This is a genomic window from Aequorivita sp. IT1282, from assembly GCF_058068205.1.
In genome coordinates this window covers 322,582-345,640 of the sequence record NZ_JBYRHR010000002.1, presented here as the reverse complement: position 1 = coordinate 345,640, position 23,059 = coordinate 322,582, and the positions used below count along the sequence as shown (strand labels likewise).

Sequence of the window (23,059 nt, the reverse complement as noted above, 5' to 3'; positions counted from 1 at the left end):
TAACTTCAGTGAAAATGTTATCATTATGAAAGTAGAAATTATTGAAGCCATTCAAAAGCAGAAAGAAAATCCTAATTTAAAATACCGTTTAAAGGAACGCACAGAAGAGTTTACTAATCTTTTATTTTATACGCTGTTTGATTCGGAAACTTCCGTTTCAGACAATTTAGAAATTTTAGAATCACTTTTTGAAGAACTGGCAGATATTGCGTGCTGGCTCCCAGAAAAACCGTGCAAAAAGTTATGGAAATCATATCTTGAAAGACTACCTGAAATTTTAGAAAAATTGAATAAAGACGCAAAGGCATTTGTAGATAATGATCCCGCCGCAAATTCAATCGAGGAAATATACTTATCGTATCCCGGATTTTACGCAATTGTAATTTATAGATTAAGCCACGAACTGTACAAAGTAAGAATGCCTTTAGTGCCAAGGCTTATGAGCGAATATGCTCACCATATTACCGGAGCCGATATAAATCCAGGGGCGCAAATAGGCGAATCATTTTTTCTGGATCACGCTACGGGCACTGTAATTGGAGAAACAACTATCATTAAAAATAATGTGAAAATTTATCAAGGTGTAACATTGGGAGCACTTTCTGTAGCTAGAAATTTACGCAATACAAAACGCCATCCCACGGTTGAAGACAATGTTGTTATTTATGCAAATGCAACAATTTTGGGTGGAGAAACTACAATTGGTGCAAACAGTATTATTGGAGGAAATGCGTGGATAACCAGCTCTATTTTACCTAATTCATTAGTGACAAATACCAATCAAGTAAAAATTAAAACCCTAGATAATGTATAAAACCATCGTAGAAACTATTGGTAATACCCCTTTAATAGAAGCTAAAAGTTTAGTGAAAAACCCAAATATAACTTTGCTTTTAAAGATGGAAGGTCATAATCCGGGCGGGAGTGTAAAAGATCGGGCTGCATATAATATGATTGTTTCTGCTTTAGAGAGAGGTGAAATCGATAAAAACTCTAAACTTATAGAGGCTACAAGTGGTAATACGGGTATTGCCCTGGCAATGATAGCTGGAATTTTCAGTCTAAATATAGAACTAGTTATGCCCGAAAATTCTACTAAAGAACGGGTTCAAACTATGCGAGCGTATGGTGCCAAGGTAACTTTAACCTCAGCAGATATAGGCATTGAAGGTGCGCGAGACTATGCAGAGCAAAAGGTTGCGGAAGAAGGTTATTACTCTTTTAATCAATTTGCAAATGATGATAACTGGAAAGCACATTACAAAACCACAGGACCTGAAATTTGGAATGACACCAATGGAAAAATAACCCATTTTGTTTCAGCAATGGGAACAACCGGAACGATTATGGGAACATCTACTTTTCTAAAAGAAAAGAATAAAAACATTCAGATTGTGGGCGCACAACCAAAAGACGGCGCTAAAATACCAGGAATTAGAAAGTGGCCAGTAGCATATTTACCTAAAATATTTAATCCTAAAAAAGTAGATCAAGTAATAGAAGTAAGTGAAGAAGAGGCTACCGCAATGACGAAACGTTTAGCAGAAGAAGAAGGTGTTTTTGCTGGAATGAGCAGTGGTGGAAGTGTTGCTGCAGCTTTAAAACTAGCTGAAACTTTAGAGAGCGGAGTAATTGTAGCGATAATTTGCGATCGAGGCGACCGTTATCTTTCATCTCCTTTATTCGATTAGTATTTTTGATTAAAGAGAATTAAAATTGTTTTAAATAGTAACCTATTCCTCCGATTCCGTTTTCACTAATTCTCCAATTTTATAGAGTAAAATAATTTGTAGAAGCACGGAAGGAATTAAGAATATGAGACCCAACCACGCCATAAAAACCAAGATAAAAAGGACGCCGCTCGCTATTTCAAATCCGCCAGCAATTTGAGAAATATTGCCCATTGGTTTTACCAATCGCAATAGCGCAAAACCAAAAATAAAGCTTCCTATTCCGCAGAAAATAGATTGAGTTACCAGAACATATTCTAGGTAAAATGGTTCAAAGTATAGCGAAACCATATCATAGCCATAAAACAAAACGGTAGTACCTATTAAAATAAAAGCACCGATTTTCAACAAATAATTACTAAAAATTTTACCACTCAGAACAAAGCCCCACATAAAATAAATGTAAGCGATGAGCACTATAAATTTCATGCTGATGTAAGCACCTTTTGAAATTATAAGCTCGTTTTCATAAAACCGGGCATAGTCCACAGCAAATTCAACAAAGCCAGAAAGGAAATAAATAATTCCACAAATCCAAGCTAGTTTTATGTACCAAATAGAGAATCCAATATTTTTTAACGCAAAACTATCGGTAACTGATGACTCGGGATTTTTCAAATTTTCTAAGTCTTCACCCAAGGCATTTAAGATCGTTTTGAGTGTAAAACTTCGTGGGGTAACTTCCCCGGCTTCAATGCGCTGAATGGTTCGCACATTTATATTGCATTGTTCCACAAGTTCTTCCTGCGTAAAGCCTTTTTGCTTTCGTAGTTCTACGATTTTGCGACCGAGTTCGGGCTGTTTCATGATTTAGAATTTTATGAAGCAATAGTACGATGGCAATAAAGATAGTGCAATCTTTTCAAGTGAATTTTGCCCGACATTTACCCGACATTCGCATTTCGATAAGTAATTCACCAAGAGTGGAGGAATATTTCTGAAATCGCAAAATTTTCCCATCCTGCAAGGTTTTCAAAACCTTGTAGGTTTAAACACCCCCAACAGGAATGAATACCAACAAGGTAGGCTTCGACAATACCTTGTAGCAAAATGAAAACGGAAAATGACAATAAATGAAATGCTTCTTTATTCCGAAAATGGTTCTAAAGCCCGAAGCGCTTTATCTGCGGTAGAAATTCCTTCAAAAGTAAGTAACAATCGCAGGCCGTTGCGAGTTTGTTTCTCCTTCATGGATACTTGTTGTGGGTGGCTTTGCACATAATGTAGCACTTTAGTGAAAGATGAACTTTGATAAAAAGAACTGTCCTGGTCTGCCACAAAATAGCCGACTAGTTTTTTCTGTTTCATAATAATTCGCTCTAAGCCCATGGAAATGGCAATCCATTTTATGCGAACGCTATTCAGCAAATCTGCTGCCTGTTTAGGCAATTCTCCAAAACGATCCAGCAGTTCTTTTTCAAATTTCTGTAGTTCCGTTTCGGTTTTAAGCTGGTTTAGTTTTGTGTAAAGATTGAGTCTTTCAGTAATATTATTCACATAATCATCCGGGAACAGCAATTCGAAATCTGTATCGATAGTCATTTCTTTTACGAAACTTTTCTTCGGCCCTTCGGTTTCTTCATAAAGATTTTTAAACTCTTTATCTTTTAATTCATCAATCGCTTCAGAAAGAATTTTCTGATAAGTTTCAAAACCAATTTCGTTTATAAAACCACTCTGCTCGCCACCAAGTAAATCGCCAGCACCACGGATTTCCAAATCTTTCATCGCGATGTTGATACCGCTTCCTAATTCAGAAAATTGTTCTAAAGCTGTAATTCGTTTTCGTGCTTCATCTGTCATTGCAGAATATTCTGGGGTGATGAAATAACAGAACGCTTTTTTATTACTTCTACCCACACGACCACGCATTTGGTGCAAATCTGAAAGTCCAAAATTATTAGCGCTGTTAATGAAAATAGTATTCGCATTCGGCACGTCCAAACCGCTTTCAATAATAGTTGTTGAAACCAAAACATCAAACTCATTATTCATAAACCGAAGCATTAAATCTTCCAGTTTTTTGCCCTCCATTTGCCCGTGACCGATACCTATTTTGGCATCTGGCACCAATCGCTGAATTAATCCTGCGACCTCTTTAATATTTTCAATTCTATTGTGAACAAAGAAAACCTGCCCGCCTCGAGATATTTCATAACGAACGGCATCGCGGATGGTCTCTTCTCCAAAACGAACAACATGCGTTTCCACAGGATAACGGTTTGGCGGTGGCGTAGTTATAACCGAAAGATCGCGTGCAGCCATTAAACTAAATTGCAACGTACGCGGAATTGGTGTCGCCGTTAACGTAAGCGTATCCACGTTTTCTTTAATTGTTTTCAGTTTGTCTTTTACAGCAACGCCAAACTTTTGTTCTTCGTCAATAATTAAAAGACCCAAATCCTTAAATACTACAGCTTTGTTTACTAGTTGGTGCGTACCGATTACAATATCGAGACGACCATCTTTTAAGCCTTCCAAAACAACTTTCCTTTCTTTCGTAGTTCTAAAACGATTTAAATAATCCACTTTCACGGGCATTTCTGAAAGGCGTTCCGTAAAAGTTTTAAAATGTTGAAATGCTAAAATAGTTGTAGGCACTAAAACGGCAACTTGTTTGCCACTATCTACAGCTTTAAAAGCTGCGCGAATGGCGACTTCTGTCTTTCCGAAACCTACGTCGCCACAAACCAGTCGGTCCATTGGGCGCTCGTTTTCCATGTCCCTTTTTACGTCTTCGGTGGCGGAGCTTTGGTCTGGCGTATCTTCGTAAATAAAAGACGATTCTAATTCAGCCTGCAAATAACTGTCCGGATCGAAAGCGAAACCTTTTAACGTGCGACGTTTTGCGTATAATTCAATTAAATTGAAAGCAATTTCTTTAACCCGCGTTTTAGTTTTTTGCTTCAGCTTTTTCCACGCGTCGCTCCCCAATTTATAAATTTTGGGCTCTCTCCCGTCTTTACCGTTGTATTTTGAAATCTTGTGAAGACTATGAATGCTGAGATACAAAATATCGCGTTCGCCATAAAAAAGCTTGATAGCTTCCTGCATTTTTCCTTCAACATCAATCTTTTGCAAACCGCCAAATTTCCCAATTCCGTGGTCAATGTGCGTAATATAATCGCCCACTTCCAGATTGGTAATTTCCTTTAAAGTAATTGCCTGTTTTTTAGCGTATCCGTTTTTAAGTTGAAATTTATGGTAGCGCTCAAAAATTTGGTGATCTGTATAACAAACAAGTTTTAAATCGTCGTCGATAAAACCTTGAAACAGCGGAAACACAATGGTTTCAAACTGTTCCACATTTTGTTTCGCATCTTCAAAAATGTCGTGAAAACGTTTTGCTTGTTGTTCGCTACTACAAAAAATATAATTTTTATAACCTTCCGCTGTGTTCTCATTCAAATTGTCAATCAGTAAATTGAACTGCTTATTGAACGACGGTTGTGGTTTGGTTGAAAACGAAATAGAATCTGAAACAGCTATTGAAGTATTTATTAATTGAACTTTTGTAAAATCGTGAAGTTGCAGATTTAATAATTCTGAAGTACAGAACAATTCTGAAGGTTTTGCACGTTTTATTTCTGAATCGATTGCACTAAAAGCTTCGGTTGCCTTTTTGAAAAGCGAATCGAGAGCACTGCTAAAAAGTTCTTCATTTTTCAGAAAAACTACCGTTTTGGACGCTATGTATTTCAGAAAACTTTCTCGACTTTCATCTATCATTTTGTTTTCCACATTCGGAATGATAGCCACTTTTTTAACCTGCTCTAATGAAAGTTGTGTTTCCACATCAAAAGTTCGGATACTATCAACATCATCGCCAAAAAATTCAATTCGATACGGTTCATCATTACTGAAACTGAATACATCCAAAATTCCTCCGCGAACAGAAAATTCGCCTGGTTCAGTAACAAAATCAGTGCGTTTAAAACGGTATTCAAACAAAACTTCGTTTACAAAATCTATTGAAAGTTGATCGTTTACCGCAATTTTCAGCGTATTACGCTCCAATTCTTTTCGGGTAACCACTTTTTCAAAAAGTGCTTCGGGATAGGTTACAATAAATGCCGGTTTTTTACGAGAATTTATTCGGTTTAAAACTTCGCTTCGCAGCAAAACATTAGCGTTATCCGTTTCTTCAATTTGATACGGACGGCGGTAACTTCCCGGATAAAAAAGCACATTTTTATCTCCCAAAAGATTTTCCAAATCGTTTAAATGGTAGGCCGCTTCTTCTTTATCATTTAAAATTAGAAGAAAGGGCAATTCAGTATTTCGAAAAGTTTGGGCCAAAACTAATGAGAGCGAAGAACCCACAAGACCCGAAACCGATATGTTTTTTTGAGATTGGGCAATAGTTTCCTCCAGTTTTCGGGTTTGCGAAGACTTTGAATAAAGTGAAGTAACGAGGGTTTTGCTCATTGAGCGGCAAATATAGCACGACGTTTTATTTTTCAAACCGCAAAATGGAACTTTATCATTTTGATAACACAAATAGCATATCGCATTACCTATTTTTAAAAGATAGATTTAATTAAAATTACCCGCCTTCGCGGGCATTATTATGTCAATAAGAGAATACGATGTTTTTGTAATAGGAACCGGAACCGCCGGGAAAAGTGTAGCATATGAATGTGCTGCCGAAGGTCTGAAAGTAGCTATAGCCGATAATCGGGAGTATGGCGGCACCTGCGCCAATCGAGGCTGTGACCCTAAAAAGGTTTTGGTTGGAATTACTGAAGCCATACATCTATCGGAAAATTTAAAAGGAAAGGGAATTGTTTCCGTTCCAAAAATTGATTGGCAGGCGCTCCAAAAATTTAAAGCAACTTTTACAAGTGCTATTCCTGCAGCAACTGAAAGAGATTTGAAAGAAGCTGGAATTGAAATGTACCACCAATCGCCTAAATTTATTGATGAAAACACGCTTTCAGTAGAGGGAAAAACAGTGAAAGCGAAGAAAATCGTTATCGCTACAGGACAGAAACCGATGGAGTTAAAAATTCCTGGCAGAGATTATTTAAAAGTGAGCGACGATTTTTTGGAATTGGAACAACTGCCCGAAAGTATTGTATTTGTTGGCGCGGGTTACATCGGGATGGAGTTCGCGCATATTGCAGCTCGTTGTGGCGCAAAGGTTACTGTTATTGAATTTGAAGACAGACCATTGGGGCCATTTGAAGCCGATATAGTTTCGCACCTCACAAAAGCTTCGGAAAAGCTTGGGATAGAATTTATATTTAATGCGAGGGTTTCCGAAATTGAAAAGCTTCAGAAAAATTACCGCGTTTCATTTCAGAAGAACGGGAAAACAGAAACTGTTGATACCCGAATGGTTTTCAATACTGCCGGCCGCGTGCCATCAATTGACGATTTAGATTTGAAAAAAGGAAATGTCGCTTTCGAAAAAGGCGGAATTTCTGTTAATGAATTTCTTCAGAATACTACGAATAAAAGTGTGTATGCCTGCGGCGACGTTTCGGCTAGCGGGTCACTTCCACTTACACCAACTTCTTCGCAGGAAGCGCGAATTGTTTCATTGAATATTCGCAAAGGAAATCATACAAAAATGGATTTCCCGCCAGTGCCTTCAGTGGTTTTCACAATTCCTCAGATTGCTTCCATCGGGTTGACGGAAGAGCAAGCAAAGGAAAAAGGTTACGACTTTGTAGTGGAGTACAAAAGCGTACCAAAATGGTTTAATGCAAAGCGGATTAACGAAGAGGTTTACGCCTATAAAACCATTGTAGATAAAGAACGAAACCTGATTCTCGGGGCACATATTATTGCTTCGGAAGCTGGAGAAATGATTAACCTTTTTGTTTTAGCAATGTGTGGAAAACTAACTACAGAAAATTTAAAATCTATGATTTTTGCCTACCCAACTTGGGGGAATGATATTAAAGGAATGGTTTAAAGAGTTCGAAATCGGAAGTAAGAAATACGCAATTATCTGTTTAAATATTCTTTGTATTTAGTCGCCGGACTCGTGTCGCGATTTTTGAAAGCGTGATAACCACTGCTTACAAAAAGCACCGCCGCCACTCCGATTGCGGCATATGCAACTGTTTGGCTTACTTCCCAATTTGCTACGGCGATGGCTGCCAAAGCCCAAACTCCGACGAGCGCAAATTCACGCATATTGCGTTTCCAGGTAACAAACAGATTTATGATACCTGCAATAATAATCATAGTAACAGCCCAGGAAGCTTCACTATAACCCCAACCATTCCATTCGGTGCTCGTTAAATAGGCAGCAACATTTGCGATACTTGCAACAGTTACCCAACCGCTATAAAACACGAACGGCCACCAAACAAAGACGATGACAGAAATTGGCGCATCCCAAAGTTCCATTCGGTTATTCATAACAATTTTTAAAAGTGAATATAGCAGTACAAAAATCGCCAATACTGAAAATTCCATATAACTGTAAAGCCAAAAAGTGATCCACATAATATTTGCGAAACAGGAAAGCACAAACCACCAGCCAGTTTTTAGAATGAATTCGTCATCGCGTACTTTTGTGAAAAGGCTCCGACTTTGATAAATTATAAAACCCAATAACAACAAATAAATAAGTCCCCAAATGGAAAAGGCATACCCTGCAGGTGTGAAAAGATTTTTAGATGAATTTGAAATTTCCCCAATGGTGGTGCCATTTATAGCTCCTGAATTGGAAAGATAGTTTATAAAAACTGTTGCCACGAAGGCAATGATATTGGCTATTTGTAGTGTTTTTTTCATAAAGATGACTATTTATGTCCGTTCGAGCGCAGTCGAGAACTTAAAATTTCAATCGTTAAATTAGGTCTCGACTGCGCTCAACCTAACAATACAGTTATTTCGAAACACAAATAACCTCTCCTTCCACAATTACAAAAACCTCATCCTTTTCTTTAGGTTTTAAAATATGTTTCCCCGTAAAGTTACCGAAAGCGGGGAGAATAAGGCTGTTAAGAGTTTTATAAAAACAAGGGAGACGCAAAAATTGTCTACCCACGCCTTTCATCCTTATTCCGGGGTGAATGTGGCCAGAAAAATTGAATTTGTCTGCTTTTTCTGTTGGATGATGTGTTAAATAAAAACTGTCTAAAAGCAACTCATCATAGACTTTTACGCCCAAATCTTCATATAAATATTGTGGAATAATATCGTGATTGCCCGAAATTAGCATTACTTCAGCTTTGCAGTATTCCACCCATTTTTCAAAATCATGCCATTCTTCGTTTAGTTTACTGTGGAATAGATCTCCAAGAAAACATACAGTTTCTGGATCAAAATGATTTGTTACTTCAGTGAGTTTTTCAAGATTTTTATAAGCCGCATTTGCTGGAACTGGCGCGCCGTGTTTTCTGAAATGTGATACTTTTCCCAAATGCACATCGGCAATTAAAAGCATTTTTTTTTCTTCCCAATAAATAGCGCCGCTGGGATGTAATTTGAAATCGTTATTTTTTATTTCTATATTTTGAATCATTTCTCCAATAATAAAGTCATTCTCTTAATCCTGTCCGCCAATTTTTCCGAAGAAAGTTTTTCTCGGAGCCTATCAGTAATTATTGGGAAGCTGAAAGGCGTTGCTTTTTCGCACTGTTTCCAAATAATTTTTTGTGAATTAATTCGCTCCAAAGCTTGCCGCAAACGTCCTTCTTCCAACTGATGCTCAAAAGTTTCGCGATAGGCTTGAAGATACAAAAGATTGTCCGGCTCATAATCTCGAAAAACATCAAAGAGCAACTGACTATTGCTTTGCAAGTGTTTTGTTTTTATCATTTTATTCGGATATCCTTGAAAAACCATTCCGCTAATAACCGCTATATCACGGAATTTTCGACGCGCCAATTCGGTAGAATTCAAACTTTTTTGAAGGTCATCAAAAAGATATTCCGCAGAAAAAAGATTGTTGTCCAAAACGGTTTGGACATCTAAATACTGATCACTTAACAACTCAAAACCGTAATCGTTATACGCTAATGAAAAAGTAATTGGTGACAACAAACTAATTCTGTATGCCAATAAACTACTCATTGCTTCGTGTACAAACCGACCTTCAAAAGGATAAAAAATAGCGTGATAACCTTCCCGAGTTTTAAAAGTTTCAATCAAAAATTCATTTTCTCCGGGTACAATGCTCTCACGTTCTTGCCGATCAAATATGTGACTCAAGGCTTTTAATTCGGGAGTATTGCGCTTGTGGTCTGCTTCACTTTGCATTTCTTCTCGCAGAATTTTACTCATTTGCGAAGATAGTGGCAAGCGACCGCCCATAAAACTTACAATATTTGTGGTGCGTTTACTAGACTTTCTAACCTGCGCTTGCATTTGCCGAATCCGAACTAATTCCAAAGTTCTTCCTGCAAAAACGAAAGTATCGCCGGGTTTCATTTTGCTCAAAAACCATTCTTCAATAGTACCAATAAAACCGCCAGAAACATATTTTACCTGCATCATGGAATCGCTCACAATCGTACCAATACTTAATCTGTGCATCATTGCAATTTGTCTGCTTTCAACTTTAAAAAGGCCTTCGGGCGCGACTTCTACTTTTTTATATTCATCGTAAGCCTTTAAACTTTGACTTCCCAAAGTGATAAAATTTAGGCACCAATTCCATTGTTCCTCGGTAATTCCCTGAAAGCAAAAGGTGCTTTTTATTTCGGGGAAAATTTCCTTCGGAAAAAATCCGTTGCTCACCGCTAGGCTTACCAAATATTGAATCAGTACGTCGAAACTGAGTAAATACGGTATTCTATCTTCAACTACTTCATCCTTTACAGCACGTTTTAAAGCTGAAGCTTCTAGCAGCTCCAAAGCGTGGGTGGGTAAAAAATAAATTATTGAAGGTTCACCCGGACGGTGATTGCTTCGTCCCGCACGTTGTAAAAATTTTGCGACGCCTTTTGGTCCGCCGATTTGGATTACGGTTTCTACAGGTGCAAAATCTACTCCCAAATCCAAACTTGAAGTTGCTACAACCGCCAACAACGATTCGTTTCTGATTGCCTGTTCCACCCAAAGTCGCGTGTCTTTGCCAATACTTCCGTGGTGCATTGCAAGCTCACCTGCAAATTCTGGATGCTTTTCCAATAACTTCTGAAACCAAATTTCGCACTGTCCACGGGTATTTGTGAAAATAATCGTGGTTTTACTGGCTTTAATTATTGGAACTATATCTTCCAAAAGATGAAGTCCTAAATGTCCGCGCCACGGAAAGGTTTCCATTTTTTTGGGAATAATGGAGCGGACTTCAATTTTCGATTTCTGTTTGGCTTTAATTAAAACTGCATTCCCCCGAAGGCGGGAATCTATCCCCAGTAATACATCCATTGCCTCTTCAAGATTACCGATGGTGGCAGAAATTCCCCAAATTCGCAATTTAGGCGAAACAGTTTTTAATCGTGAAAGTGCCAATTCCATTTGTACACCGCGTTTGCTTCCCAAAAGTTCGTGCCATTCATCCACCACCACAGCTGTAAGGGTTTTGAATGTTTTGTCATAGTCTTTGGAAGCTAATAACAGCATCAAGCTTTCAGGTGTTGTAATCAACAAATCGGGCATTTGTCGTTTTTGTTTTGCGCGCTCACTTTGTGACGTATCGCCAGTACGGATTCCTACCGTCAGTCCCGTTCCCAAATCATCCGCAACACGTTGTGCTGCTTGCTGAATTTCTACAGAAAGTGCACGTAAAGGAGTAATCCAAATGGCTTTTATGCCTTTTATATGCTTTGTTTTATAATCAGGGTTTTCCTTTAAATATTGTAGTACAATTGGAAACCAAAGTGCGTACGTTTTCCCGCTTCCTGTTGGCGCGTTTAGCAAGCCGTGTTTGCCATCGAGAAAGGCTTTCCACGTTTTTTTTTGAAATGGAAAGGCTGTCCAAGATTTGGACTCGAACCAAGAGTTAGCTATATCTATTTGTATCTTATTACTCAATCTTTAATTTATTTTTTAAAAAAGCCCCTCCCCTTTTAGAGGGAAGGTGTCAGCTTTGCTGACGGAAGGGTTAAAATCAACTTTTAAAATGATCTTTTATATCCTTTAAAACAGATGGCAATAAATCAAAAACCATTTTATTTTCAAATCGAATTACGGTGAAGCCTAAATTCTTCAACTCCATTTCTCGCCTTCGGTCATATTCCTCTGCCGTATTGTTTAAATGTACTTGTCCATCAAGTTCTACAATCAATTTTTCTGAGGGACAGTAAAAATCAACGATGTAATGTTTTATACTGTGCTGTCTTCTAAACTTTCTGCCATCAAGTTTTGAACCTTTTAAATACTTCCAAAGAAACGCTTCGGCTGAGGTTGAATTATTCCGAAGAGATTTACGATAAACCTCCATTTCCTTCAAATTATGAATTCGCTTTTTCATAATTTAAATTTAATCAAAATCCAGCTTTAACCACCCCGTCTCGCAAGCGAGCCACCCCTCCTTGAAAATATGGAGGGGAATTAACTATTTATTTTGGGATAAGTGCTTTTAGGTCCGAAAGTGTATTTGCCTCTTCAATGGGTTTGTCTTTTCGCCATCTTAAAATCCTCGGAAAACGCGTTGCAATGCCACTTTTATGGCGACTGCTTTCAGCGATTCCTTCAAAAGCAATTTCAAAAACGTGCTGTGGCGTAACGCTTCTTACTGGTCCAAAACGCTCTAATGTGTTTCGTTTTATCCACGCATCTACTTGCCTAAATTCAGCGTCGGTCAAACCAGAATAGGCTTTTGCGAAGGTGACCAATTCTCCCTCATTCCAGAGTGCGAAAGTGTAATCGGTATAAAGATTGGCGCGTCTTCCGTGGCCTCGCATTGCATAGGTTAAAACTGCATCAATCGTGAACGGATCGATTTTCCATTTCCACCAATCGCCCTTTTTTCTTCCTACCAAATACGGTGAATCTTTTCGTTTTAGCATTAAGCCTTCGCTGCGTTTTTCTCGGGAAAGTTCTCTTTCCGCGGCAGCTTCTTCCCAAGTTTCAAAATTCATTGTTTCACTTAAATACAAACCAATTTCAATGCTATTGCATTTGCCAATAAGCTCATCCAAAATTTTCCTTCTTTCTGAAAAAGGCTTTTGGCGAATATCCTCGCCCTGCCATTCTAGTAAATCGTAGGCATTTAGAATTACAGGTGTTTTCTTCAAAAGTGCTTTTGAAATATTTTTGCGGCCAATGCGAGTTTGAAGCGCATTGAAATTGCCGATTTCCCCTTCCCCGAAAGGCAAAATTTCACCATCCATAACCGTTCCGTTAGGAATTTCTTTTAAAAATTCTTGAAACTCGGGATATTTATCGGTCACCAATTCTTCGCCTCGCGACCAAACGAAAACCTCATCGTTGCGAATGATTACTTGACTTCGGATGCCATCCCATTTATGCTCAAAACTCCAATCTGAAATTGGTCCCAAATCCTCTTGAAACTTATCTTCAACTGCATATGCCAAATAAAAAGGATAGGGTTTACTGAGATAATCTTCTTCATTTTGCTCGAGGATTAATTTTTTATAGGTGGTTTTTTCTGGCGTCCAATCGCCCATTAATTTATAGGCGAGAATATCTTCATCAATCGCCGTGGCTTTGGATAGGGCGCGTGTCATTAATTTTTGACTTACGCCGATTCGGAAACTTCCAGTAAGAATTTTATTGAAAACGAAACGTTCAAAATAATTTAGCTTCAACCAATTAGCATGTAGATATTTCTTCTTTTCTTCTTCGGAAAGTGTTCTCAATTCAATAATTTCTGAAACAAATTGCGAAAGTGATTTTTCGGAATGCTCCTCGGAGGTCGGTAAAATAAGCGCAATCGTTTCCGCTAAATCGCCGACAATATGATAACTCTCCTCAAAAAGCCAAAGCGGAATGCCGCTTATTTCTGTTGCCCAAAGTCGAAGTAAAGTCGTATTTACGGGACGTTTCGGTCGTCGATGCGAAAGTATAGCAATCGTCCACAGCTTATCTTCATCGTTTGCATTTTGAAAATACGCAGTAAGCGCCGCCACCTTTTCATTGGTTTTGTTCGTACTGTCAAGCTTTTTTATGAGTTGGGCGAAATCTTTCACGGCTTAATCTTCGTTTTCAATTTTCTGTTTACTGAGCGAAGCCGGAGTTTCGGTTTCAGAACTTTCTTCTTCGTATTGCGTTTTTTCTGTTCGAGCGTCATAACCTAATTCTTCCCTTAAGTAGCGCGAAAAGATATCAGTATATCCGTGGGTAGCGATTATTTTTTCGCAACCCGTCGCTTCAATTGCAGAAAGCAAACCCTCCCAATCGGCGTGGTCGCTTAATACAAATCCACGATCGATTGCTCTTCTTCTTCGCGCGCCGCGAAAAGTCATCCAACCGCTTGCGGAAGCTGTAACATACGGTACAAACCTTCTGATCCAAGTACTGCCGTGTGAGCTGGGCGGTGCTACAATTATATTTCCTTTTATTTCTTCTTTTGAAGTATCGCGCGTTATTAAAGTAGTTTCGGGCAAGTCGTAAAAAGGGCGAACCACATCGGTCATATTTTCAACGGCGCCGTGGGTATAGATTATTCCGATGGAAGTGTCTAAATGTTTCAATATACGCTGGGCTTTGCCCAAACTGTAACCAAAGAGAATCGAGGTTCTGCCTTCACTTTTATTGGTTGCCCACCATTCGTTTATATCTTTAAAAACTTCAGTTTGTGGTTCCCATTTAAAGGCGGGCAAACCGAAAGTACATTCCGTGATAAATGTGTGGCATTTTACGGGTTCGTAAACTTCGGCCAAGCCATCATCTTCGGTTTTAAAATCGCCCGTAAAAACCCATACTTCACCTTTATACTCCACGCGTACTTGTGAAGAAGCGATAATATGTCCGGCGGGATGCAATGAAAACTTAACCCCTTTAATCGTAAAACTTTCATTCCAAGCCTTCCCAGTAACCTCAATATCGCCAAGTCGGTGCTTAATTATTGGAACATTATTGGTGTGTGTAATATATTGTTTGTGGCCCCAACGACTGTGGTCTGCATGGCCGTGGGTTATGATGCACTTATCTACTGGCCGCCAAGCGTCAATGTAAACATCTGCCTTTTCGCAATAAATACCTTTGTCGTTGAAGACTAATAATGGTTGATTCATAAATATCTTTTCACAAGCAGTTTAAAATTACTGAAAGCTTGCTTTTCGACATTCGCCATTAAGAAAAGTTTAGGGTGGATAACTAATAAAAGACTTTAATGGAAAAACATGAACAGATTGCTTCGCATTGCTCGCAATTCGTTTTATATTTGCAGCATAAAAATCAATTTATGGCATTTACAGATTTATTCGAAAGTGGGGAACATTCCCGAAATTTAGGACACTTTGCATCTATTGCAAATATTGCTTCGGTTAAAGGTTCCATTAATGCGGAAGAGGAAAGGTTGTTAAAGCGCTTTGCCCGTAAACTTGATATTGATGAGTCTGAATATATCGAAGTTTTAAAAAATCCAGCGAAATACCCAATCAATCCGCCTAATGATTCAGAAAGACGTTTGGAGCGTATCCACGATTTATTTCAGATGATTTTTGCCGATCACGAGATTGACGACCAAGAACGGTTTTTAGTTGAAAAATACGCTATAGGCCTTGGGTATGACTCTGCCACAGCGCAACATTTAATAAAAAGATCTATTGAAATTTACACCGGCGGTCTAGATTTGGAAGATTACAGATATTTATTGAATAAGAAATAATGCCCCCTGACCCCGCCGCGGCGGGGGAACTCTTACTCTTGTAAAGAATTAAAAAAGCTCCCAATGGGAGCTTTTTTATTAAAGATTATATTAATTCCGCCGCGGCGGAGTTAGTGGCTATTTGGCTTTTTCCATAAATTCCTCTGCTTTCTCTACCATTTTAATGCTTCCGCAGAAAAAGGGAACACGTTGATGCAAACTAGTAGGTTGAATCTCTAAAATTCGCTGAAAACCGTTACTAGACTTTCCTCCAGCTTGCTCTGCAATTAAAGCCATAGGGTTGCACTCATACAAAAGTCGAAGTTTTCCATTTGGATCTTTAGACGTATTGGGGTAAATATAGATACCGCCTTTTATCATATTTCTATGAAAATCTGAAACCAGAGAGCCAATGTAGCGAGACGTATATGGGCGGTCGTCTTCTTCCTTTTGGCAGTATTTTATATAGTCTTTTACACCTTGTGGAAAGTGAACATAATTTCCTTCATTTACCGAATATATATGGCCATCTTCTGGAAATTTCATATTTGGGTGAGAAAGGTAATAAGTTCCAATGGCAGGATTAAGTGTAAAACCATTAACACCGTGACCGGTTGTATAAACAATCATTGTTGAAGTGCCGTAAACAATGTATCCAGCTGCAACCTGATTTACACCTGGTTGTAAAAAATCATCAATAGTAACAGGAGTTCCCGAAGGTGTAATTCTTCGGTAAATTGAAAAAATAGTCCCGACAGAAACGTTTACATCAATGTTTGATGAACCATCTAAAGGGTCTATTAAAACCACATATTTATTATCGTTCTTTTCGTTTCGACCTTTTATTGTAATAAAATCATCTTCTTCTTCGCTGGCAATTCCGCAGACAATTTCACGATTTGTAAGTGTATTTATAAAAACTTCATTCGCAAAAACGTCAAGTTTTTGCTGGTCTTCACCTTGAATATTCATATCTCCGGCTGCGCCCAAAATATCTACCAGTCCCGCTTTATTAACTTTGTGGTTTACAACTTTGGCTGCTAAACGAATTGAGTTTATAAGCCGTGAAAGCTCGCCGGAAGAGTATTTGAATTCGCTTTGATTTTCAATTATAAACTCGCCGAGAGATTGATTTATTTTTGACATAAGGTTGAAGGTATCCTGAATTTCACGCAAATATCGGGATTTTTAAGAAATTGAACCGATATTTGTTGAAGTAAAACCAAAGTGAAATTTAATTCGAAACTGAATCTCAATAAATAAGCACTAATGAAAGTCAGAAAAGCTGAAATAAAAGACATGCCAAAGGTTTTAGACCTTATAAAAGAACTTGCAATTTTTGAAAAAGAACCCGACGCAGTTGAAATTAATGTTACTCATTTAGAAAAAGAAGGTTTTGGCAAAAACCCATTGTTTACCTGTTTCGTTGCAGATGCTTCGAGTATGCTAAGCGACCCAGATTCAACCGAAATTGTGGGAGCAGCCTTGGTTTATTATCGTTTTTCCACCTGGAAAGGCAGAACCCTTCACTTAGAAGATTTAATTGTGAAGGAAGCTTATCGCGGCAAAGGAATTGGCGAAGCACTTTATAAACAAGTAATGCAATTTGCCCACGACAGCGGATTAAAGCGTGTTGCCTGGGATGTGCTGGACTGGAATGAAGGTGCAATTAGGTTTTACCAACGCAGTGGAGCAACAATTATGAAAGAGTGGCGCGTAGTGCATATGGACGAAAAAGGTCTAAAAAACTTTATACAGAAATCAAATTCAAACTAAATATTACAACCAATACACGAATCATGTTTTAAAAAATTCGTGTTTTAGTACTTATTAATTAATGCATATGAAGATCTTTAAATTTGGAGGCGCGTCCACAAAAGATGCTGAGAATATAAAAAACGTAGTTTCCGTAATAAACCAAACTGGAGAAAAGGATTTGGTGGTTGTGGTTTCGGCGATGGGAAAAATTACCAATGCTTTAGAAGAAGTGGTAAACAATTATTTCTCTGAAACGGGAGATGTAAAAAACGCATTACGCACCGTTTACGATTTTCATTATAACATACTTACGGGTCTTTTTTCTACCACTTCCCATCCTGCTTTTATAGCGCTAGATAAGACTTTTAAAGAGCTTAAACATTTTTTAGAAACAAATAAATCTAAAAATCACGCCTTTGTATACGATCAGGTAGTTTCATACGGCGAAATAATTTCGTCAACAATAATTTCGTCTTACTTTGCTGAAAATGGTATAATAAACAATTGGTTAGATGTGCGTCAGTGCATAAAAACAGATGCCAATTATCGCGAGGCAAAAGTAGATTGGGAAAAAACACAACAAAAAATTTCAGAAAAAGTAAGTGCGAATGGAATTACCGTAACCCAAGGATTTTTAGGTGCTGAAAACACAAATAATTTTACCACTACTTTAGGCAGGGAAGGAAGTGATTATACTGCCGCAATTTTCGCTTACTGTTTAAATGCCGAAAACGTTACTATTTGGAAGGACGTTCCGGGCGTTTTAAATGCGGATCCGCGCTATTTTACTGAGACGCAACTTTTCAACCATATTTCATATCGTGAAGCAATTGAATTAGCATTTTACGGTGCTTCGGTAATTCACCCAAAAACATTACAACCTTTGCAGCGCAAGGAAATTCCACTGTTTGTGAAATCTTTTTTAAATCCCACAGCACTCGGAACCTGTGTGGGTAAAGGAGTTTTACTAGATCCGTTTATCTCTTCTTTTATTCTGAAAAGAGATCAGGTTTTAATTTCGCTTTCGTCTTTAGATTTTTCATTTATGATGGAAGACAACATTGGCGATGTATTTAAGCTACTTCACGAATTCAAAATGAAGGTGAATCTTATTCAAAATTCGGCCATTAGTTTTTCGGTATGTGTTGATAATAAATTCCGTAATTTGGAACCTTTACTAGCAAAACTTCGAGAAAACTTCAGTGTTAAATGGAATGAAAACGTTACGTTGTACACAATTCGTCATTTTAACCCTGCTGAAGTAAAGGCACTTGCTGAAAACAAAAATGTACTTTTAAAACAAGAAAGCAAAGAAACGGTACAGTTGGTAATTAAGGAATAGTATCAATCGGTTTCGTTATCTTTGTTAGATACAAACAACCAAAAAATTTCATGGGATTAGTCAATGCAAAGGAAGTTGCAAAAGCAATAAACGTCGATAAATTTGGCTTTCTGGGCACATTCATGGGTTGGTCTCTAATGAAGATACTCAACATTTCTACTCTTAATAAAATCTATGACGATAACAAACATTTAAACGACCTAGAATTCATAAACGGATTGATGGAAGCGTTTGAGATTAAGTTTGAAATTCCTGAGGAAGATCTTCGTAGAATACCAAAAACAGGTGCTTTTATAACAATTTCTAACCATCCGTTGGGTGGCATTGACGGTATTCTGCTTTTAAAATTATTGCTGGAACACCGACCCGATTTTAAAATAGTTGCAAATTTTCTTCTCCACCGCGTAGAACCGTTGAAACCGTACGTAATGCCTGTAAATCCTTTTGAAGATAGAAAGGACGCAAAATCGAGCATTTCAGGTTTTAAAGCGGCAATTTTACATTTGCGCAAAGAACATCCACTGGGAATTTTCCCAGCAGGAGAAGTTTCTACTTACAGAGACGGAAAATTAGTAGTAGACAAACCTTGGGAAGAGGCCGCAATGAAACTGGTGCAAAAGGCAGAAGTGCCTATAGTACCAATCTATTTTCACGCTAAAAACAGCAAATTGTTTTATCGTTTGGCGAAGTTGAGCGATAAGTTGCGTACTGCCAAATTACCTTCAGAATTGCTAACCCAAAAAGAACGCTTAATTAAAGTGCGAATTGGGAACGCAATTTCGGTTGAAGACCAAAAAGAGCACGAGTCGCTTGCTTCATTTACAGAATTTCTTCGGAAGAAAACCTATATGCTTTCCAATGCTTTTCAGAAGAAAAAATTATTAGACAGTATTCCTAAAACACTGAAGTTCCCTAAACCACCCAAGAAAATTGCGGGACCAATACCTATAAAAGCCATGGAAGCTGAAATTGAAAAGCTTCGTGAAAATGATAAAAGACTTCTTATAAGTAAAAATTATGAAGTGTTTTTGGCCGAAGCAAATTCCATTCCTTACATCTTACAGGAAATAGGAAGACTGCGCGAAATTACCTTCCGCGAAGTGGGCGAAGGCACAAATAATAGTACTGATCTCGATAAATTTGACAGCTATTACCACCATATGTTTTTATGGGATAATGAGGCGCATAAAATGGCTGGCGCCTACCGCATGGGGTTAGGTTCAGAGATTTTTGCCCAATATGGAATTGACGGATTTTACTTGCAAGATCTTTTTAGGTTTGAACCCGAATTGTATGATATGATGAGCAAATCCATCGAAATGGGACGTGCTTTTATAATTAAAGAATACCAACTCCGGCCTATGCCATTGTTTTTACTTTGGAAAGGAATTGTACACACAACCTTGCGCTATCCCGAGCATCGCTATTTAATTGGTGGGGTAAGTATAAGCAACAAATTTTCGGAGTTTTCAAAAAGCTTGATGATCGAGTTTATGAAATCAAATTATTACGATCCGTATGTGGCGCAATACATCAATCCAAAGAAAGAATACAAAGTAAAACTGAAGGATGCCGACAAAGATTTTATCTTCGATGAAAGTGAGGCCGATCTTAATAAATTCGATAAAATAATTGACGAAGTAGAACCGGGAAGTCTTCGTTTACCGGTACTAATAAAAAAATACATCAAGCAAAATGCAAAAGTTGTGGCCTTTAATGTAGACCCGCTTTTTAATAATGCTATAGACGGTCTAATGTACATTCGAATTGCAGATTTACCTGAAAGTACTGTAAAACCTGTGATGGAGGAATTTCAAGCCGAACTTGAGAAAAAATATTCAGACAAAAACAATGAAAATTGTGATGCCGAAAATTCCAAAGAAGAAGTAAAACCAGAGTAATGATTTAAAAAACTGATCCATTATGGCCGCAACAAATATTAATGAAGTTATTGCCCGATTGGATAGTATAATTGATGCCGAGTGCCTCCAGAATTCTTGTTTGGCATACTTCCCTATTCTTTACAGAAAAGTTACCATTCGCATAAAAGAAGGTATTTTAAACAATGAGTTTGAAAACAACCAGCGAATGGAAAAACTCGACGTGCTTTTTGCAAATCGCTATGTAGATGCTTACGATTCTTTGGGAGCCAATAAACCTTTTACGCAAAGTTGGAAAAAAGCTTTTGAAGCTTCCAAAACCGAAAAGTTGTTAATTATGCAACATTTGCTGTTGGGCATCAACGCCCATATTAATCTCGATTTGGGAATTGCAGTTGCGCAAACCGTTGGCGACTATGGAGATTTAATGAATTTCGAAAACGATTTCAATAAAATTAATGAAATTCTCGGTTCAATGATTGCCGACGTTGAATCTAAAATAATCTCAGTCTCTCCCCTATTTGGGTTGCTCGATAAATTCGGAAAAGGGCGAGAGGATAAACTCGTTAGTTTTAGTATAAATATTGCTCGAGATGGTGCTTGGCTTTTTGCAAACCAGTATCACATTTCACCAAATAAAGAAGAAGAATTAAAGTGTCGCGATGTAATTATAGCCACATTGGCTGAGAAATTGGTGTATCAGAAAAGTTGGATATTGAAGTATTTAGTAAAAACCATTTACTTTTTCGAGAAGAAAGATGTTTCTCAAATTGTGGCAGTGCTTAAAAAAGAATAATTTAAACAGGATTATATATCCGCCGTGGGTGGCGAAATTTCGAAGGCGCCAAGGAACAAAAGTAAATCATAATGCCATCCGTGCCTCAGTTAAAAATACAAAAGCCTTTGAAAAAAAATCCAAAGGCTTTTTAAATGTTTAGAACCATCCTTTTTTACCAACCTGATAGGTTTGGTAAAATTCTTCGTCGCTTTTGGTTAGATAAATAATTCCTTCAATAAGAGGAACGATTCCTCCAATCCCACAAGTTACGAAGGTGATTACTATTTGTATTATACCTTCTTGAGTGTATCCAAGGATAAATTTGTGTATTCCTAAAGACCCGATTACAATAGCTAGAACGCCAGCTAGTACCTTTTTATTTTCTTGTCCGTGAGTGGCCTGATTCCAGCTTTCATTAAAATCATTGGCGCTCTGTCTCGCCCGCTGTTCGGTATTATCCGTTTGCCTTTTTGTGCTGTCGTAACCTGAATTTTGTTGTTCTTCCATAATATTAATTAGTTGGTTATTATAGTGATATGTTATTTGTAAAATTAAAGAAATGCCTTGTCTACAGGTTCCCAAAGTTCAATTTTGTTTCCTTCAGGATCTAGTATCCAACCAAATTTTCCGTAATCATAAGACTCCATTTCACCTACAATTGTTACACCTTCTTCTTTTAAAACTTTTAATAATTCCTCAAGATTTTCTACGCGGTAGTTAATCATAAATTCTTTTTCGCTGGGCGAAAAGTACTTGGTATCGGCACTAAAAGGACTCCATTGCGTTGAGCATTTATTGCCGTCTTCGTCTTGCCACCAAAAGGTGCTGCCGTAATTATCCGTATTTAAACCAAGATGATTTTTATACCATTCCTTCGCTTTATCGGGATCTTTTGTTTTAAAAAAAATTCCTCCAATGCCTGTAACTCTATTTTTCATTTTATTGATTTTTGAACTTTTGAATAATCTTTTCAGCGATCACCGCTGCAAGTTTTTCCTTGCTTTCCACAGTCCAACCAGCAATATGCGGACTCAATATTACATTATCCATCGCGAATAATTCTTTTAGGGAATTTGGGAGATTATCGGAATCAAAAAGTGTTTCAAAAGAAAGCTTTTCAAATTCCAAAACATCCAGTCCGGCACCCAAGATTTTGCCAGTTTTTAACGCCGAAACAAGATCTGCAGTAACCACACTTTTTCCACGTGCGGTATTTATAAGCCAGAACGATTTTGAAAATGAATTGATAAATTCTGAATTAATCATTTTATCTGTTAACGGCGTCCACGGCGTGTGAAGACTTAGCACATCTACTTTTTGCTGAAAGTCTGTAAGTGACACCTGTTTTGCATTTTCATCGCCCACATTTTCCTTTATATCGTAACAAAGTACTTCGCAGTCGAAACTACGTAATTTTTTAGCGAACGCTTTGCCCATGTTGCCATAACCAATAATTCCCACCGTTTTTTTGTCCAGCTCTATTCCTCGGTTGGCCTCGCGATTCCACAAGCCATTTTTAACCTCTCTGTCGGCTTTAATTAGATTGTTGAATAGCGAAAGAAGCATGCCTAATGCATGTTCGCCTACGGCGTTGCGATTGCCTTCTGGTGCAGCAATTAGTTTTATGCCAAGTTTGTCTGCATAATCCGTATCGATGCTTTCTAGACCGGCGCCTACCCGTGCAATAAATTTTAAGTTTTTAGCGGCATCGAGAAATTGTTTGTCAATATTGAAGCGGCTTCGGATAACAATGCCATCATAATTCGAAATGATTTCTTCCACTTCAGATTTTGTGGATTTGTAGTTTTCCTCGTTTAAGAATCCCGCTTCCGCTAACATTGTTAGTAATAACGGATGGTTACTATCGAGGTGAAGAATTTTCATAAT

Annotated in this window: 20 protein-coding genes; 8 read left to right on the top strand and 12 right to left on the bottom strand. The window is 37.9% G+C overall.

Annotated features, from left to right (window positions below; translation table 11 throughout):
• Positions 1-25 precede the first annotated feature (25 nt).
• Both epsC and cysM read left to right on the top strand, forming a co-directional pair.
• Positions 26-814: a serine O-acetyltransferase EpsC gene (gene epsC / locus AC3RVG_RS05420; protein ID WP_489690424.1), complete on the top strand. Its 789-nt coding sequence runs from the start codon at positions 26-28 to the stop codon at positions 812-814.
• Positions 807-1,691 carry a cysteine synthase CysM gene (cysM, locus tag AC3RVG_RS05415; protein ID WP_489690423.1) on the top strand — a complete coding sequence of 295 codons (885 nt, stop codon included), beginning with the start codon at positions 807-809 and terminating at the stop codon, positions 1,689-1,691. Before epsC ends, cysM begins: the two co-directional genes overlap by 8 nt.
• Positions 1,692-1,733: 42 nt before the next feature.
• Here the strand turns inward: cysM and AC3RVG_RS05410 are convergent, their stop codons facing one another.
• Both AC3RVG_RS05410 and mfd read right to left on the bottom strand, forming a co-directional pair.
• Positions 1,734-2,537 carry a helix-turn-helix domain-containing protein gene (locus AC3RVG_RS05410; RefSeq protein WP_489690422.1) on the bottom strand — a complete coding sequence of 268 codons (804 nt, stop codon included), beginning with the start codon at positions 2,535-2,537 and terminating at the stop codon, positions 1,734-1,736.
• A gap of 279 nt (positions 2,538-2,816) precedes the next feature.
• Entirely contained in the window at positions 2,817-6,158 is a 3,342-nt protein-coding gene (mfd, locus tag AC3RVG_RS05405) for a transcription-repair coupling factor (protein ID WP_489690421.1), read from the bottom strand.
• 142 nt (positions 6,159-6,300) lie between these two features.
• On the opposite strand from mfd, the gene AC3RVG_RS05400 reads away from it, so the two are divergent.
• On the top strand, positions 6,301-7,653 hold the full coding sequence (locus tag AC3RVG_RS05400) for a dihydrolipoyl dehydrogenase family protein (protein WP_489690420.1): 1,353 nt from the start codon (positions 6,301-6,303) through the stop codon (positions 7,651-7,653).
• 32 nt (positions 7,654-7,685) lie between these two features.
• On the opposite strand, the gene AC3RVG_RS05395 is transcribed toward AC3RVG_RS05400, so the two are convergent.
• From AC3RVG_RS05395 to AC3RVG_RS05370, 6 genes are all read right to left on the bottom strand, one after another.
• Entirely contained in the window at positions 7,686-8,483 is a 798-nt protein-coding gene (locus AC3RVG_RS05395) for a tryptophan-rich sensory protein (protein ID WP_489690419.1), read from the bottom strand.
• Between the two features lie 94 nt (positions 8,484-8,577).
• A complete protein-coding gene (pdeM, locus tag AC3RVG_RS05390) occupies positions 8,578-9,216 on the bottom strand; it encodes a ligase-associated DNA damage response endonuclease PdeM (RefSeq protein ID WP_489690418.1) in 639 nt (212 codons plus the stop codon).
• On the bottom strand, positions 9,213-11,672 hold the full coding sequence (locus tag AC3RVG_RS05385) for a ligase-associated DNA damage response DEXH box helicase (RefSeq protein WP_489690417.1): 2,460 nt from the start codon (positions 11,670-11,672) through the stop codon (positions 9,213-9,215). Before AC3RVG_RS05385 ends, pdeM begins: the two co-directional genes overlap by 4 nt.
• 76 nt (positions 11,673-11,748) lie before the next feature.
• Positions 11,749-12,111, bottom strand: a complete 363-nt coding sequence (locus AC3RVG_RS05380; RefSeq protein ID WP_489690416.1) for an endonuclease domain-containing protein — start codon at positions 12,109-12,111, stop codon at positions 11,749-11,751.
• Between the two features lie 88 nt (positions 12,112-12,199).
• A complete protein-coding gene (locus AC3RVG_RS05375; protein ID WP_489690415.1) occupies positions 12,200-13,792 on the bottom strand; it encodes an ATP-dependent DNA ligase in 1,593 nt (530 codons plus the stop codon).
• 3 nt (positions 13,793-13,795) lie between these two features.
• Positions 13,796-14,839, bottom strand: a complete 1,044-nt coding sequence (locus tag AC3RVG_RS05370; RefSeq protein ID WP_489690414.1) for a ligase-associated DNA damage response exonuclease — start codon at positions 14,837-14,839, stop codon at positions 13,796-13,798.
• A 170-nt stretch (positions 14,840-15,009) separates the two neighbouring features.
• Between AC3RVG_RS05370 and AC3RVG_RS05365 the strand changes: the two genes are divergently transcribed.
• A complete protein-coding gene (locus tag AC3RVG_RS05365; RefSeq protein WP_489690708.1) occupies positions 15,010-15,435 on the top strand; it encodes a TerB family tellurite resistance protein in 426 nt (141 codons plus the stop codon).
• Positions 15,436-15,552: 117 nt separating this feature from the next.
• Here the strand turns inward: AC3RVG_RS05365 and fbp are convergent, their stop codons facing one another.
• Positions 15,553-16,560: a class 1 fructose-bisphosphatase gene (gene fbp / locus AC3RVG_RS05360; RefSeq protein WP_489690413.1), complete on the bottom strand. Its 1,008-nt coding sequence runs from the start codon at positions 16,558-16,560 to the stop codon at positions 15,553-15,555.
• Positions 16,561-16,683: 123 nt separating this feature from the next.
• Between fbp and AC3RVG_RS05355 the strand changes: the two genes are divergently transcribed.
• The 4 genes from AC3RVG_RS05355 to AC3RVG_RS05340 all read left to right on the top strand — a co-directional run bounded on the left by AC3RVG_RS05355 (position 16,684) and on the right by AC3RVG_RS05340 (position 21,190).
• Positions 16,684-17,190, top strand: coding sequence for a GNAT family N-acetyltransferase (locus tag AC3RVG_RS05355; RefSeq protein WP_489690412.1), 507 nt, complete (start codon positions 16,684-16,686; stop codon positions 17,188-17,190).
• Between the two features lie 67 nt (positions 17,191-17,257).
• Complete coding sequence (locus AC3RVG_RS05350) at positions 17,258-18,514, top strand: aspartate kinase (protein ID WP_489690411.1); 1,257 nt, start codon at positions 17,258-17,260, stop codon at positions 18,512-18,514.
• Between the two features lie 50 nt (positions 18,515-18,564).
• The gene (locus tag AC3RVG_RS05345; RefSeq protein ID WP_489690410.1) at positions 18,565-20,415 is read left to right on the top strand and encodes a GNAT family N-acyltransferase; all 1,851 of its coding nucleotides are present in this window, start codon (positions 18,565-18,567) and stop codon (positions 20,413-20,415) included.
• A 22-nt stretch (positions 20,416-20,437) separates the two neighbouring features.
• A complete protein-coding gene (locus AC3RVG_RS05340; RefSeq protein ID WP_489690409.1) occupies positions 20,438-21,190 on the top strand; it encodes a DUF5995 family protein in 753 nt (250 codons plus the stop codon).
• 138 nt (positions 21,191-21,328) lie between these two features.
• Here AC3RVG_RS05340 and AC3RVG_RS05335 read toward each other — a convergent pair whose 3' ends face one another.
• Genes AC3RVG_RS05335 through AC3RVG_RS05325 form a run of 3 tightly spaced genes read right to left on the bottom strand, consistent with a single transcriptional unit; the run spans position 21,329 to position 23,056 of the window.
• Complete coding sequence (locus AC3RVG_RS05335; protein ID WP_489690408.1) at positions 21,329-21,679, bottom strand: TM2 domain-containing protein; 351 nt, start codon at positions 21,677-21,679, stop codon at positions 21,329-21,331.
• 44 nt (positions 21,680-21,723) lie between these two features.
• A complete protein-coding gene (locus AC3RVG_RS05330; RefSeq protein ID WP_489690407.1) occupies positions 21,724-22,110 on the bottom strand; it encodes a VOC family protein in 387 nt (128 codons plus the stop codon).
• Position 22,111: 1 nt separating this feature from the next.
• The gene (locus tag AC3RVG_RS05325) at positions 22,112-23,056 is read right to left on the bottom strand and encodes a 2-hydroxyacid dehydrogenase (protein ID WP_489690406.1); all 945 of its coding nucleotides are present in this window, start codon (positions 23,054-23,056) and stop codon (positions 22,112-22,114) included.
• Positions 23,057-23,059: the final 3 nt, after the last annotated feature.